Origin of the sequence: Vibrio intestinalis (genome assembly GCF_025195085.2) — a bacterium.
Lineage (GTDB): Bacteria > Pseudomonadota > Gammaproteobacteria > Enterobacterales > Vibrionaceae > Vibrio > Vibrio intestinalis.
Genome location: NZ_JANAVY020000020.1, coordinates 22,322 through 35,808, shown reverse-complemented (window position 1 = coordinate 35,808; position 13,487 = coordinate 22,322). Strand labels below are relative to the sequence as shown.

Below are 13,487 nucleotides of genomic sequence, written 5' to 3'. Positions count from 1 at the left end.
TTACACGACATGTTCGAGTGTTTTTGTCTCAGAATCACGTTGTTACCCTATAAAAGGGGGTAATTTTTTGGTATAAATCGCGCTTCAAATTTTCACCACTGCTCCGTATGCAGTGAAATGGAGAAACACTCGATGAGACTTGCTCATAAGCGCAAAGTGCAGCTGAAACTGCAAAAGCACATTAAAGCGACAGTTGCGAACATCCAAGCAACTAAAAAAGCTAAGCCTGTAGTTGAGAAAAAGGTCGCTGTAGCACCAGCTGCGGAGAAAGTTGTTGTAGCTAAGAAAGCTGACGTAGCGCTTACGCCTAAACAGCAACAAGTACTAGACATTGTTGTAAGCAATGCAGAGGGTATCAACCCTAAAGGTATCGGCCTAGCCGCTGGTCAAGAAGAAGCAAAAGCAGCTTCTTGGGCGACTGGCGCACTTAAAAAGCTACTAGAAGAAAACCTAGTGGCGAAAGAGCAGCTATCTGGTAACAAAGTTATCTATAAAGCTCTTTAATTCGTTAGCCATACGATTGCAAAAAAGCCTCGACAGTGTCGAGGCTTTTTTGTTTCTGTCGGTATGAATTTACAAAGTTTAAATCTTGATGTCACATTTATTAAAATAACTGCAAACTTTGTTTGGTCTTTCTACGTACGTGGTTTTCCGCTTAAATTCACTTTTTATTATTATTTAATTTTTAATCTATTCAATTAGATAAATTAAGGCAAGGTTAATGTAGTACGTATAACTACGTAGCGATATCTATCCCCTCCAATTTTGTCTGTTAATTTTCTCCGTGTTCACGCCGATTTTTTATTGCTCTTTGATGATTCATGCTGTCAATGAAACAGGATGTCTCTACAAAGAACCTTATAAGAAAGGACGTGAACATGAGTCTTATAAAACAAACCATTAAACGTGTAATGAAAGGAACTGCAGTCGCAGCGACGCTTGCTATGTTTGCTGTTACAGCAAACGCAGCGGATAAGGTCTATCGACTAAAACTAGCTGAAACTTGGGGGCCTAACTTCCCAATTTTCGGTGATGCGACTAAGAACATGGCCAAGATGGCCGAAGAAATGTCTAATGGTCGCCTGCAAATTCGTATCGATTCAGCCAATAAACATAAAGCGCCTCTTGGTGTGTTCGATATGGTGAAATCGGGTCAATACGATATGGGGCACTCAGCTTCTTATTACTGGAAGGGCAAGGTGCCAAACACGCTTTATTTCACTTCAATGCCGTTCGGCATGCTGCCGACTGAGCAATACGCTTGGTTCTACTATGGCGGTGGTATGGAGCTGATGGAGCAAGTGTATGAACCACATAATTTGCTCTCTTTCCCTGGTGGTAACACTGATACTCAAATGGGTGGTTGGTTTCAAAAAGAAATCAATTCAGTGGATGACTTAAAAGGTCTGAAAATGCGTATTCCGGGTTTTGCCGGTGAAATATTGGCAGAGCTAGGGGCAAAACCAACTAACATCGCACCGGGTGAGCTGTATACCTCATTAGAACGCAGAACCATCGACGCACTAGAGTGGGTTGGTCCTTCACTGGATTTGCGTATGGGCTTTCATAAAATTGCCCCTTACTACTACACAGGTTGGCATGAGCCGGGCACTGAGCTTCAATTCTTAGTCAACAAGCGCACTTGGGATCGTCTACCAGAAGATCTGCAAGCCATCTTGCAAGTCGCGATGAAGACTGCCGCTTACGATATGTACACTCAGTCTAAGCATGAAAGTGGTAAAAACTGGGCGTCTATCCAATCTGAATACCCAAATGTTCAGGTAAAAGATTTCCCTGCAGAAGTGATGATGGCGCTACGTGAAGCGAATGATCGCTTGCTTAAACAGCATGCAGAGAAAGACGAGTTAGCGAAAGAGATTCAAGAGTCTCAAGCGGATTACCTAGAGCAAGTTCGCCCTTGGTCTAATATTTCGCACCGCGCTTACTTAAACAGCCAAGCCCAATAAGTTAGCTGCAAGCAGTGACAATGTAACAACAAGCCCAAGAAATGTAAGCCAACGCAAGATTGGTTCTACAACGATGAAGCTCCGCCTTGATTCTCAAGAGCGGAGCCATTTTCAAAATTCCATGGAGTTAGGGATGAGAAGTCTTATTTACATAGAGCGGATCTTCAATCGCTTTGGCGATTTCCTCGGCTGGTTATCCAGTGTCTTATTTATTCTTTTGCTAGCCAATGTCGTCTACGACGTGGTGATGCGTTATGTGTTTAACGATGTTTCTATTGCGTTTCAAGAAATGGAGTGGCACCTCTTTTCAGCGGTATTTCTACTCGGTGTGCCATACGCAATTAAAGCGGGAGGCCATGTTCGCGTTGACCTTTTTTACGAGCGCCTATCCAACAAAGCTCAAGCCATTATCGATTTGTTAGGCACACTGATATTCCTATTTCCGTTTTGCTTGCTGGTGGCATGGTACGGAATCGACTTTGCGAAAGAGAGCTACTCGTTGGGTGAAACATCAGGTGACCCAGGCGGCTTGCCTTATCGCTGGATCATAAAAGCAATGATCCCTTTATCGTTCTTTTTTATGGCGGTCAGTGGCATTGGTTTAATGCTTCATTCGCTAAATAAGATCGTTAACCCTCATCTACTGCAAAATCACGCAAGCAAATAGGAGCTGACAATGATTGGTATTGTAATGTTTTTCGTTGCCCTGTTTGCTTTGCTGCTGGGTTTTCCGGTTGCGTTTACCTTTGGTGGTATCGCGCTAATCTTCGGTGTTTGGGCAGAAGGTATGGATATGTTTGCCTTCATGCCGTATCGGATTCAGTCCATCATGGAAAACACCGTGTTAATGGCTGTTCCGCTGTTCGTATTTATGGGCTTAGTGTTACAAAAAACACGCTTAGCCGAACAGTTATTGGAGTCCATGGGTAAGCTATTTGGTGGTGTTCGCGGTGGTATTGCTATCTCAACCGTTTTGGTTGGTGCATTGCTTGCCGCTTCGACAGGCGTAGTAGGCGCATCAGTGGTTGCGATGGGGCTTATTTCGCTGCCTGTCATGCTCAAATATAACTACGATAAAGGACTCGCGTGCGGAACCATCTGTGCCTCGGGCACGCTAGGGCAAATCATTCCTCCTTCTATTGTTCTGATTTTGCTTGGTGATGTATTAGGTGTACCTGTCGGTGATTTATTCCAAGCGGCAGTTTGGCCGGGGTTAGTTTTAGTTGGCGCCTATGTCATTTATATCCTTATCTATGCCAAGCTAAACCCTGAAGCGGCTCAGCCGATTGAGCGCGATGAATCGGTAAGCCGTAAGCAAGAAGTGATTGCAGCCCTAAAAGCAGTTATCCCGCCTTTGGCGCTGATTGTGGTGGTATTGGGTTCTATCTTCGCAGGTGTGGCAACACCTACCGAGTCGGCTGCGTTAGGTGGCGCAGGCGCTATCGTATTGGCTGTACTGTACAAACAGTTTAGTTGGATCATGGTTTACGAGGCAGCAAAAGAGACGGTGAAAGTTACCGCTATGGTGTTCGCAATTTTACTTGGTGCGACGGCATTCTCGATGGCCTTTACATACACAGGTGGCGATTACTTAGTTGAAGAGTGGATGTTGCAACTGCCAGGTGAGAAGTGGGGCTTCTTGATCATCACTATGTTGGTGATTTTGATTCTCGGTTTCTTCATTGATTTCGTAGAGATTTGTTTCATCATCGTACCTATCATTGCACCGGTTGCTGAATTGATGGGCATTAACATGACCTGGTTTGCTATCTTGATTGCGATGAACTTACAGACTTCCTTCTTAACACCGCCGTTTGGTTTCAGCTTGTTCTATTTAAAAGGTGTAGCGCCGGCTGGCGTCACGACCCGCGATATTTATCGAGGGGTAATGCCATTTATAGCGATTCAAATTGCGGTGCTCGCGTCATTACTGGTCTTCCCAGAATTCTATGGAATGTGATCACGAAGAGTGTTGTTAATGACATGTAAATGATAGAGTTAAATGGCTTGCACTACGCAAGCCATTTTTTGTTGTTACTCGCTTTAAAATCCATTGAGAGGAGACGGAATGCCTCTTAAAGCCAAATTGATATTATTGAGTCTGTTGCCACTTTTGCTCGTTACCGCGAGTACGAGCTGGATTGCTGTGTATCAAGCTAAAACGCTGGGCGACAAAGAGATAGAGATATTCCGTTCTGGACTAATTCAATCAAAAGAGTCGGCACTCAAGGACAGTGTAGATTTGGCATTCGATGCAATTTCACATGTTTACAATGATCCTAGTTTGGATGAGAGAACGGCCAAAGAAGCAGTAAAAGCCATCATTAGTAAACTCAGGTATGGTAGTGATGGCTATTTCTTTGTCTATCAACACGATGGGACTAATTTGGTCCACCCAATCATGCCCGAGTTGCAAGGGCGTAATCTACTGCATATTCAAGATCAAAACGGCGATTTCTTAATTGTCGAACTGCTTAAGCAAGCGCGATCTGGTGGCGGTTTTCATCAGTATCTTTGGCAAAAACCGTCGACAGGTGAAACAGTACCTAAACTTAGTTACGCCGCGTGGTTAGATAAGTGGGACTGGATGATTGGCACAGGCCTCTATATTGAGGATGTCACTAAAGAGGTGGCGAATTTACAATCGGCTATCAACAATAATATTGAAACGACCTTTTTTTCGTTGATTGTCATTGTAGTGATTACCGTTGCGGTGATAGTGGTGATTACACTCGCGGTCAATATGCATGAGCATCGTCTTGCTGACAAAAGCTTGAAAGAGTTAGCGCACAAAACCGTTATGTTTCAAGAAGATGAGAAGAAGCATCTTGCGCGCGAGCTTCATGATGGCATTAATCAATTGCTTGTATCGAGTAAGTGTCATTTGGAGTTGCTTGGCCATAAGCTCGAAGACCAAGCGCAGCGCCAGTATTTGAGTCAGTCACAGCAATCGCTGATGATGGCCATCAATGAAGTTCGTCATATCTCGCACAACTTACGTCCGAGTGCCTTGGATGACATTGGTTTAGAAGCGGCGATGAATACCTTGCTGCAAGATTTTCAGTCTCACTCTGGTCTAACGGTCGATGCCTCTTTTGATACTCAAAAAGGCAAGCTGAAATCAGAAATTGCCACCACGCTTTATCGCGTAGCGCAAGAGTCATTAACTAATATAGAAAAGCACTCTCAAGCGACTAATGTGACGGTGATATTGCAGCAACTGGGCAATATGCTGCAGCTAATTATTCGCGATGATGGTGTAGGTTTTGACGTGGGTTCTACACTTAGAAAGACGGGGATAGGTTTACGTAATATGCGTGAGCGGGTGGAATTTATCGGTGGTGATTTCGAATTAGATAGTGAGCCGGGCTTTGGTACTGAAATCACCGTGTTGCTCCATTTAGAAGGGATCGCCTATGGATGAACCAATCAAAGTTGTGATTGTTGATGATCATCAAGTGGTACTAGAGGGATTTAAAGCTCGCTTGAGTTTGGAAGACGATATTAACGTGATTGGCACTGCCAGTAATGGGGTAGAAGCCGTTGAGGTGATCAAATCGCTTAATCCTGATGTGGTGTTGATGGATGTCAGTATGCCCGTAATGAATGGCATTGATGCGACCAAAGTGGTTAAGCAGGAACGACCTGATGTTAAAGTGCTGATGTTAACCATGCACGACAACCGTGAATACATTATGAAAGTGATGCAATCTGGCGCTGTGGGCTACATGCTTAAAGAAATATCGGCAGATAAGATGGTGCAAGCGATAAAAACGGTTGACCAAGGTTCGACCTATTTTTGTGAATCGGTCACGCAAACCCTGTTTTCCCAACAAGTGATTCCCGCGGCGCAAAAGCCGAATCCGTTAAGCCGTAGAGAGGAAGCCGTGCTTAAGCTGGTGGCGCAAGGCCATAGCAGTAAAAAGGTCGCGGCCTTATTGGATATCAGTTACCGCACAGTGGAAACTCACCGACAAAACATCAAACACAAATTAGAACTGCATAGCACAGCAGAGCTTGCTAAGTACGCGCTAGAGCAGGGGATGATTTAGGCAAAAAATACCCCACCGAAGTGGGGCTAAGCTAAATAGCTCTATTAAGGAGGACACCGGAGACATCGACAAGATGTTTATAAGCGATTCACCATCTATTTTCGGGAATGATGAATGGCTTATAACCGGAATGAAGCCAGCACCCAAAAGGGCTTAGGGTGCTGGTTTAGGCTCAGATCTTATGATTCATTGTCATCTGATGGGCTAACGGCGGTTAGCCATACGTTTAAACTGATGGCGTCGGCCGCGTAACGTCATGCCAAGACGCATGATGTTTTCGGGTGGAGCAATGCCGCTATAGCCACCATCTCCGATATGTACTACATCAGCGGCAGCAGCTTTGGCCGCAATCGCCACTTGTTCGATATAGCTTTCGGTAGCACCTTCTTGCGAAGTGCCGATGGCGAGCATACCGAGCATGTTAGTTTGGTGAACGGCGTCCATCATCTGTTTTGCCAGTTCTGGCCCTACGCCCGGAGTAGTGTAAGGGGCAGGGAACATCATGATATCGGCGCCTGCCTCTGCGAACGCAGGTACGATGTTGAGGTTGTAGTCATTACCAACACCCCCCGCGTGCATCTTACCTGCCACAATGAGCATCTCAGGCGCAATCGCGCGAACTAGCGTAATTGCTTCTAAGATGGTTTCTTGTGAAACGCAGTTGCCCGGGTTACCGGTTAACATGACGTAATCAAGGCCAATTTCGACGGCTTGTTTAACACTACGTTCTGTCACCGTTCGACCTTCCACAAGGTGGGTGACTCCCTCTGGTACAGGTTCAAGGTTGCAGCCGACTAATCGACCTGTCAGCTGTTTAACTTGATCGATAGTGATAAATGCCTCTGGATCATCCGTTAGCACCTTTATCTTAGGTTCAAATACATCAAGACAGTTGAGGGTGATCATATCTGCGCCAAAGGCAGCGGCGATCTCGGCACCAGACACCATATCAATCGGTGGAGTAAGACCAATCACATTTTCGACCATCATGGTTCGCCCTTCAGAGAGGCGAATTGCATCAACTAATTGTTGACGGCCTGCGAGTCGGAAATCTTCGGCGGTGTAATCAAAAATACGCTTTTTCACGGCTTATTTTCCTTTTAACTCTTTATGAATCGCAATCACTTCTTCTGTCACTTCACGGCATAGCATGGTGGTCATGATATGGTCTTGAATATGGGTCAGAATTAGCGTCATTTTCACTTTACCTGAACCTTCGTCAGAACCAATCAACTCGGTCTGGGATTTATGGACGTCCTTAAGTGCTTGGTCGCCTTCATCCATCTGTTGTTTGGCAGATTTGAAATCACCCGCACGAGCACTGCGCATCGCGCCAATAAAGGCAGAACGTGCAGCGCCTACGTGACATAGAAGTGTCATTAGAAACTCTTCAGTGATTTCAAGTTCAGGGTTAGTTACGGCATTCATTTAATTCTTCCTCGTTAGTGTGAGTTGGGTTAGCCGCTTCAGCCATGGCTTTTTCTTCTGCCAGTAGCTGTTTCTCATGTACTTTTAGGAATGGGTAGAAAACTACCATGCTTACTGTTAGACATATCAATACAACCAGTGCTGCGGTAATCGAGTTGGTTGCCATCACGGCACCTATAGGAGCTGGCATTGTCCAAGGTGGTAGGGCGATGATGCGAGAAACCATTTCAGTTTTGAAAGCCATCCAAACGATTGAAGTATTGATGAATGGAGCGACAATCCAAGGAATAAAGTAAACCGGGTTCATCACGATTGGGGTACCAAAGATTACTGGCTCATTGATGTTGAACGCGCCCGGAATCACAGACATTTTACCGATGGTCTTAAGCTGAGCAGCTTTAGATCGCATCATCAGTAGAACTAAGCCAAACGTACCGCCTGCGCCACCAACAAAGACGAAGAAGTCGACCAATGGGTTGACGAAAATCTTCGGTAGAGGTTCTCCCGCGGCTAGTGCTTCTTGGTTTAGGCCAAGGTTAACTAACAGCATCGGCGCGATAATACCGCCAACCACAGAGCCACCGTGAATACCACTAAACCAAAGCAATTGGATAAGCAATACTGCAAGAAGTGCTGCAATGTAAGAGTCTGAAGCAACAACCAATGGTTTAAACAACTCCATGATCGCAGAAGGGATTTGTAGATCGTGCCCAGCTAGCACACCGTTGATACTAACAACGATGATCGAGATAAATACAATAGGGATCAGCAAATCGAAAGACGCGGAGATTTTTGGTGGTACAGCATCTGGCATTTTGATGCGAATGTTGTATTTGATAAGTAGGCGCTGCATTTCAGGGACAAGTAGACCACAAAGAATTGCAGTAAAAGCACCTGAACCACCCAGATACGCAGCCGGTAGAACACCGCCAACATCTGCGACGCTGACCATAGGCGCAGCGGCTAGGATAAAGGCGAACATTGCCAGCATACCCGTGTTCATTGGGCGTAACTTGTAGGCTTCAGCCATGCTGAATGCGATACCAAATGTCGCATAGACGGCAAAGATCCCCATGCTCACTTGGAAAGGCGCAAGGATATTGTCACTACCCAATAGATTGATCAGATTGTGCCAGCCTTCGAAGAAGAAGCCACTGTCCGAAGGTGGGAAAGCGAGTACCAAAAGTAGTGAGCCAACAATCAAAAATGGCATTGCAGAAACGAAGCCATCTTTTACCGCTGTTATGTGTTTTTGTGCCGATATTTTGCCAGCCACAGGAGCGACGACATTTTCGACAAAGTGCATTGTTTTATCAAATACAGACATTGTGATTCTCCATTTCTAACGTGATTTGTATAGGTCTATGGCTTGACCTAATACCGCTTCACCATTCAGCATTCCGTAGTTCATCATGTCGATAAGGCCGCATTGCTTACCTATCGCCACTGCTTCTTTCTTAAATTCTTCAAATCTAAACTTCACTTGTGGTGCGACTAGGCAAACGTCACATGCCTTGATGCAATCCTCAAACTCGCTGACTGAGTGGGCGGATATTTCACATTGAATGTTCTTGGTTTTTGCTGCTTGTTCCATTTTTGTAACCAGCATGCTGGTAGACATTCCGGCTGCACAACAAAGAAATATCTTCATCTTGCTGCTCCTTTAATTAGCGTTTGTGATTAAACATTAATCACTATAAGGAGTTCGGAAACCGGTTGCTGAAACCGGTTACATCAATGCGTCTAATATCACGAAAAACAGCGTTTCAGCGGAAAATAGTGTTTATTGGATCAAATTTTATAGATTGACGGGGATGTGGAGGGGATATAGAAAGTTGGTAAATGATGGCTCTGTTATTAACAAAGCCATTTAATTGCTATTTCCAGAGCGAACGAGCAGAGGAGCGTTCGATCAACTGACCACAAATAACTTCAGATTCGGGCTGAGGTTCACCACCAAGAATTTGCTGGGCAACCACCATAGCTTTGTCTGCCACTTTGCGAATGGGCACATCGACCGTGGTTAGCGGAGGGTCAATAAAGGGTGAGCAGGCATCGTTATCTATGCTGACGATGGAAACGTGCTCGGGCACGAGTATGCCATGCTCCTTCAATGCTTTAATGCAGCCAACCGCAATATCATCTGCGGCCGCGACAATAGCACTGCCAAAGTGATTGGTCTCGAGCCATTTCTTAGTGGCTTGGTAACCTTCCTCGAAACCGAAATTAGATTCACAGATTTGGCTAACTAAGCCTTGCTGTTCATTTTGTTCGACGTATTCCAAGAAACCCGCTAAGCGCATTCGTGATGTCGGAGTAGTGGGTTTGGGGCCAATGTAGGTAAGGTTCTTGTGTCCGAGTTCAACCAAGTGTTTCGCTGCAATTTGTATCGCGTGTTTTTGGTCAAATGAGATAGAGTATCCTGCGGATTCTGGTAGCAAACGACCAACATTTAGTAGTGGTACATCGATGGATTTACTTAATGCAACCACTTGCTCGCATGACAGCATACGACTGTACAAAATAATAATGTCGCAGCGTTTTTCAACCAAAGAGTGAACCGCTTTAAGCTCATCTTCGGCATTGTTGTGACCATCGGCAAAAAATAACTGTTTGCCTAGTTTGTCTGCGCTCACCGAAGCTTGCTTCAAAAGACTACCGAAATATCCACCAGTAAAATCTGAGATAACTAAGCCAATACTGTTTGCACTTTTGTTGGCGAGAGCTTGAGCTACGATACTCGGGCGATAGTTGAGTTCTTTCATTACCGCTTCTACTTTTTCGCGGGTGCTAGCACGCACTTGGCCCGTACCGTTTATTACCCTCGACACGGTCGCTTTGGAGACTCCCGCGACGCGGCATACGTCGTTAATGGTTGCCATTTGAACCTCTAAAATGACTTTTTTATTATTTGAGAATTAATAGCATGAATTGACGAAGCATGAATAGGAATAAGCCTCCGCAAGACCTACGATAGTGATGAACAGGGAAGCAGGTCACACAAATCAAACTCAATCATTAAATGTAATTAATGTAAGTAGAGCCGCGATGGTGAAGGTCAGGTGTTACAATGCGCTAAAGCCAAATAATAATGATTACCATGATGATGTCTTCAAATACCCACTACCATGCTCACTTCTATTTTGACCAAGCCACTTGCCAATATGCCGAGACAATTCATGTCAGAGCGAATCAAGAGTTAGGGCTAAAAGTTGGTCGATTTCATCGTAAACCCGTTGGCCCGCATACGCTGTGGAGCTTTGAAATTGATTTCAATGGCGCTCAGTTTGAAAGTGTCACCGCTTGGCTAGAACAGGTGAGAGCAGGGCACTCGGTGTTAGTGCATCCGGTAACTGATGATGAGCTTCGCGATCACACGGATTCTGTTCACTGGTTAGGTGAGCCAGTTAGCCTCGATTTATCTATTTTTAAATAGCTGCTCTACGCGATTTGTCGTTACGATAAATTATCCAAATTGCACTTGGTTAGAGGACGTTTTATATAGAGCGCCCTTTAACTGCACGAGTGCAAACTAATGAACCAACTCATCGATGCTTTAGCAACCCAAGGCTACTATATTTGGGATGATTTCCTTACACCGACAGAGGTTGCAGCGTTGAGGGATTGTATTCCAGAGGATTGGAAAAACGCGCGTATTGGCCGTAATGATGAGACCTCGCGTGAAGAAACGATTCGTAGCGATAAAATTCAATGGTTATCCTCTTCGATGGGCAATCCAGTCGGGCAGTTTCTCGATAAAATGGAGCAAATTCGTCTAGAAGCGAATCGCCATTTTTATCTAGGTTTGTTTGAATACGAAGCGCATTTTGCCAAGTATGAAAAAGGCGATTTTTACCAAAAGCATTTGGATTGCTTCAAGGGTAATGAAAACCGTCGTTTGACCACGGTGTTTTACATGAATGAGCAGTGGGATGAATCAGACGCTGGTGAACTGGTTGTTTACGATCTCGATGATAATCATATCGCGACGATCCCACCTAAATCGGGACGCTTGTTCGTGTTTTTATCAGAACAATTCCCTCATGAAGTGTTACCAACCAACGCTGAGCGCTTTAGCATTGCAGGCTGGTTTCGTATCAATGGTGTCAAAGATAACCAACTTGATATTGCGCGTTAATTTTAAATAGGTATTAACGATTGAATGTATAGATTTAATCGTTTTTACCGATTTGTTGAGGTGGGCTATTCTACTGCTAACGAAACGAATCACGAGTGTTTACCACTCGCATAGAACCACTAGCGGAGAATCGCCATGACAAATCAAATTAACTTAATTGGTCTTGATAGTGAGCAGGCTTCTGATCTTGCACAGCAGCTTAACCATTTGTTGGCACATTACCAAGTGCTGTATATGAATACTCGTGGTTACCACTGGAACATCAAAGGTCAGCAGTTCTTTGAGCTGCACGTTAAGTTCGAAGAAATCTATACCGATTTACAAACTAAAATCGATGAACTGGCAGAGCGTATTCTAACCCTTGGTCATACACCGACGCATAGCTTTAGCCGCTACCTTGCGGTGAGTGAGTTACAAGAACATGAAAATGCGACCACGGGCTTAGATTGTGTGAAAGGCTTAGTGGATGGATTTAGCTTACTACTGGTCAAACAACGCGAAATCCTCGATAACGCGGGTGAGGCGAATGACGAAGGTACAGCCGCGTTAATGGGTGATTATATCCGCGAGCAAGAAAAGTTGATGTGGATGCTGAACGCATATCTTCAATAGTCATGAAAGGGAGCATTGCTCCCTTTTTGTTTGGCTAGAACTGCTTAGGTCACCGCGCAGCAAGGCTCTGTAATTGTCTCTTTGACTCTAAACACTGGAGGAGGAAGGGAGTCATATTGGTTAAGCCAGTACTTTTGATTTATAGAAGCTGCAAGGGCTGTAGGCGGTTTTAGCCAATCATATTTATACAAAGATACGTTTAATCAGTTGTTTATGGTTATTTTATCACCTAGATTGTTAGTGCTAAATCTGTTAACTTAATGCGACTTAATATGTAATATTCTTTTACATTTCGTCGTCAGCTTAACGCGCGCCGTTACTGTGAATACCAATCAAGTTAGATAATCTACATGCCGAACAGCAACGTTGAAGTGTCAGATCAAGATATCGAAAAGCTCGATAATCTACTTAAGAATATAGATTCAGAAATGGCTGTTTCGATGTCTTATGCGCGTCGTGCACAGGGAATAACTTTTGATCAACTTGAGAAGCGTGTGACTGGCATTAACGCATCAACACTAAAGCGTTATATGCAGCAGAGTTATCCATCTATGCGACCGATTCATGTTGTCGCGGCGATGTCTTGGGTGATGATGGTTCCTATGACTAGCTTTTACTACGGTTTGAAGCTTAAAGAGCATTACCGTGGGATGGATGATAAAGCCATTGAAGCGCTGCTGTGTATTGGTCGTTTACCCAGTGATCAGTTTGACGTCTTTTTACAGCTGGTTTGTAATCTAATGGATGCTGAATCTAGAGCAGAGTTTGAGCAATACCGCCTCAACGTCGAGTCGCAAGTTGGTTCGTTAGATCACTACAACGAGCTGCTACCGCCGCCAGTGCTAGATGTTAACGCTTTTGCGATTGATTATTACCGTTCAATCTCGATAACCGCGAAACGATTTCGTGAAGAGAACAACATATCAATAGAGACATTATCGCGGGTGTTAGGCATCTCTACTTACCAATATTCTATTCTTGAAGATATTAATAAAATTAGAGACTTTCCGGTAGCGATAGGCTTTAGGGTAAAACTAGGTTTTCATCTTGATTCTCACGCAGATTTTTCAAGTGAAATGCGTCAATTCCCTCAATTTCATCGTCTGCGTCAAATGCAGCATGTACGTGATTCTTTGATTGTTGAATCATTGAGAAAATTAGATTATTCTCGTAAAAATAGTGCGATCCAAATACTGACAACACTATCAAAGATTTACATATAATTCGTGACTTCACCCATCTCAGTGAAAATAATCAACCCAAAATACGCAGATGTTTGAGTTGATTATA

The 13,487-nt window shown here is 44.3% G+C and carries 15 protein-coding genes; 10 read left to right on the top strand and 5 right to left on the bottom strand.

Translation table 11 applies throughout. The features are described 5' to 3' along the window. The first annotated feature begins 132 nt into the window (after positions 1–132). The 6 genes from MU515_RS18285 (at position 133) to MU515_RS18260 (ending at position 6,019) form a co-directional block, all read left to right on the top strand. Complete coding sequence (locus MU515_RS18285; RefSeq protein ID WP_260261831.1) at positions 133–504, top strand: MarR family transcriptional regulator; 372 nt, start codon at positions 133–135, stop codon at positions 502–504. A 374-nt stretch (positions 505–878) separates the two neighbouring features. Next, on the top strand, positions 879–1,967 hold the full coding sequence (locus tag MU515_RS18280) for a TRAP transporter substrate-binding protein (protein ID WP_260261830.1): 1,089 nt from the start codon (positions 879–881) through the stop codon (positions 1,965–1,967). Positions 1,968–2,100: 133 nt separating this feature from the next. After that, entirely contained in the window at positions 2,101–2,634 is a 534-nt protein-coding gene (locus MU515_RS18275) for a TRAP transporter small permease subunit (RefSeq protein WP_260261829.1), read from the top strand. 9 nt (positions 2,635–2,643) lie between these two features. Next, positions 2,644–3,927 (top strand): TRAP transporter large permease, encoded by a 1,284-nt coding sequence (locus MU515_RS18270; RefSeq protein WP_260261828.1) that lies wholly within the window; start codon positions 2,644–2,646, stop codon positions 3,925–3,927. 108 nt (positions 3,928–4,035) lie between these two features. Next, positions 4,036–5,391, top strand: coding sequence for a cache domain-containing protein (locus tag MU515_RS18265; protein ID WP_260261827.1), 1,356 nt, complete (start codon positions 4,036–4,038; stop codon positions 5,389–5,391). Further along, a complete protein-coding gene (locus MU515_RS18260; RefSeq protein ID WP_260261826.1) occupies positions 5,384–6,019 on the top strand; it encodes a response regulator transcription factor in 636 nt (211 codons plus the stop codon). Before MU515_RS18265 ends, MU515_RS18260 begins: the two co-directional genes overlap by 8 nt. A gap of 204 nt (positions 6,020–6,223) precedes the next feature. Here the strand turns inward: MU515_RS18260 and MU515_RS18255 are convergent, their stop codons facing one another. The 5 genes from MU515_RS18255 to MU515_RS18235 all read right to left on the bottom strand — a co-directional run bounded on the left by MU515_RS18255 (position 6,224) and on the right by MU515_RS18235 (position 10,329). Continuing rightward, positions 6,224–7,105, bottom strand: coding sequence for a DUF7916 family protein (locus tag MU515_RS18255; RefSeq protein WP_260261825.1), 882 nt, complete (start codon positions 7,103–7,105; stop codon positions 6,224–6,226). 3 nt (positions 7,106–7,108) lie between these two features. After that, entirely contained in the window at positions 7,109–7,447 is a 339-nt protein-coding gene (locus MU515_RS18250) for a PTS lactose/cellobiose transporter subunit IIA (RefSeq protein ID WP_260261824.1), read from the bottom strand. Next, a complete protein-coding gene (locus MU515_RS18245) occupies positions 7,431–8,774 on the bottom strand; it encodes a PTS sugar transporter subunit IIC (protein ID WP_260261823.1) in 1,344 nt (447 codons plus the stop codon). The genes MU515_RS18250 and MU515_RS18245 overlap by 17 nt, the downstream gene beginning before the upstream one ends. A 15-nt stretch (positions 8,775–8,789) precedes the next feature. Then, entirely contained in the window at positions 8,790–9,098 is a 309-nt protein-coding gene (locus tag MU515_RS18240; protein WP_260261822.1) for a PTS sugar transporter subunit IIB, read from the bottom strand. 226 nt (positions 9,099–9,324) lie between these two features. Next, positions 9,325–10,329, bottom strand: coding sequence for a LacI family DNA-binding transcriptional regulator (locus MU515_RS18235; RefSeq protein WP_260261821.1), 1,005 nt, complete (start codon positions 10,327–10,329; stop codon positions 9,325–9,327). 209 nt (positions 10,330–10,538) lie between these two features. Between MU515_RS18235 and MU515_RS18230 the strand changes: the two genes are divergently transcribed. The 4 genes from MU515_RS18230 to MU515_RS18215 all read left to right on the top strand — a co-directional run bounded on the left by MU515_RS18230 (position 10,539) and on the right by MU515_RS18215 (position 13,420). Beyond that, on the top strand, positions 10,539–10,883 hold the full coding sequence (locus MU515_RS18230) for a DOPA 4,5-dioxygenase family protein (protein ID WP_285892496.1): 345 nt from the start codon (positions 10,539–10,541) through the stop codon (positions 10,881–10,883). Between the two features lie 99 nt (positions 10,884–10,982). Beyond that, positions 10,983–11,585 (top strand): 2OG-Fe(II) oxygenase, encoded by a 603-nt coding sequence (locus MU515_RS18225; RefSeq protein ID WP_260261820.1) that lies wholly within the window; start codon positions 10,983–10,985, stop codon positions 11,583–11,585. 135 nt (positions 11,586–11,720) lie between these two features. Beyond that, positions 11,721–12,197, top strand: a complete 477-nt coding sequence (locus tag MU515_RS18220; RefSeq protein ID WP_260261819.1) for a Dps family protein — start codon at positions 11,721–11,723, stop codon at positions 12,195–12,197. A 350-nt stretch (positions 12,198–12,547) separates the two neighbouring features. Further along, on the top strand, positions 12,548–13,420 hold the full coding sequence (locus MU515_RS18215) for a hypothetical protein (RefSeq protein WP_260261818.1): 873 nt from the start codon (positions 12,548–12,550) through the stop codon (positions 13,418–13,420). Positions 13,421–13,487: the final 67 nt, after the last annotated feature.

Coding starts and splice junctions, on each gene's coding strand:
- MU515_RS18285 (WP_260261831.1), top strand. CDS start 133: ATGAGACTTGCTCATAAGCGCAAAGTGCAGCTGAAACTGCAAAAGCAC.
- MU515_RS18265 (WP_260261827.1), top strand. CDS start 4,036: ATGCCTCTTAAAGCCAAATTGATATTATTGAGTCTGTTGCCACTTTTG.
- MU515_RS18215 (WP_260261818.1), top strand. CDS start 12,548: ATGCCGAACAGCAACGTTGAAGTGTCAGATCAAGATATCGAAAAGCTC.
- MU515_RS18275 (WP_260261829.1), top strand. CDS start 2,101: ATGAGAAGTCTTATTTACATAGAGCGGATCTTCAATCGCTTTGGCGAT.
- MU515_RS18245 (WP_260261823.1), bottom strand. CDS start 8,774: ATGTCTGTATTTGATAAAACAATGCACTTTGTCGAAAATGTCGTCGCT.
- MU515_RS18220 (WP_260261819.1), top strand. CDS start 11,721: ATGACAAATCAAATTAACTTAATTGGTCTTGATAGTGAGCAGGCTTCT.
- MU515_RS18250 (WP_260261824.1), bottom strand. CDS start 7,447: ATGAATGCCGTAACTAACCCTGAACTTGAAATCACTGAAGAGTTTCTA.
- MU515_RS18270 (WP_260261828.1), top strand. CDS start 2,644: ATGATTGGTATTGTAATGTTTTTCGTTGCCCTGTTTGCTTTGCTGCTG.
- MU515_RS18280 (WP_260261830.1), top strand. CDS start 879: ATGAGTCTTATAAAACAAACCATTAAACGTGTAATGAAAGGAACTGCA.
- MU515_RS18225 (WP_260261820.1), top strand. CDS start 10,983: ATGAACCAACTCATCGATGCTTTAGCAACCCAAGGCTACTATATTTGG.
- MU515_RS18260 (WP_260261826.1), top strand. CDS start 5,384: ATGGATGAACCAATCAAAGTTGTGATTGTTGATGATCATCAAGTGGTA.
- MU515_RS18235 (WP_260261821.1), bottom strand. CDS start 10,329: ATGGCAACCATTAACGACGTATGCCGCGTCGCGGGAGTCTCCAAAGCG.
- MU515_RS18230 (WP_285892496.1), top strand. CDS start 10,539: ATGATTACCATGATGATGTCTTCAAATACCCACTACCATGCTCACTTC.
- MU515_RS18240 (WP_260261822.1), bottom strand. CDS start 9,098: ATGAAGATATTTCTTTGTTGTGCAGCCGGAATGTCTACCAGCATGCTG.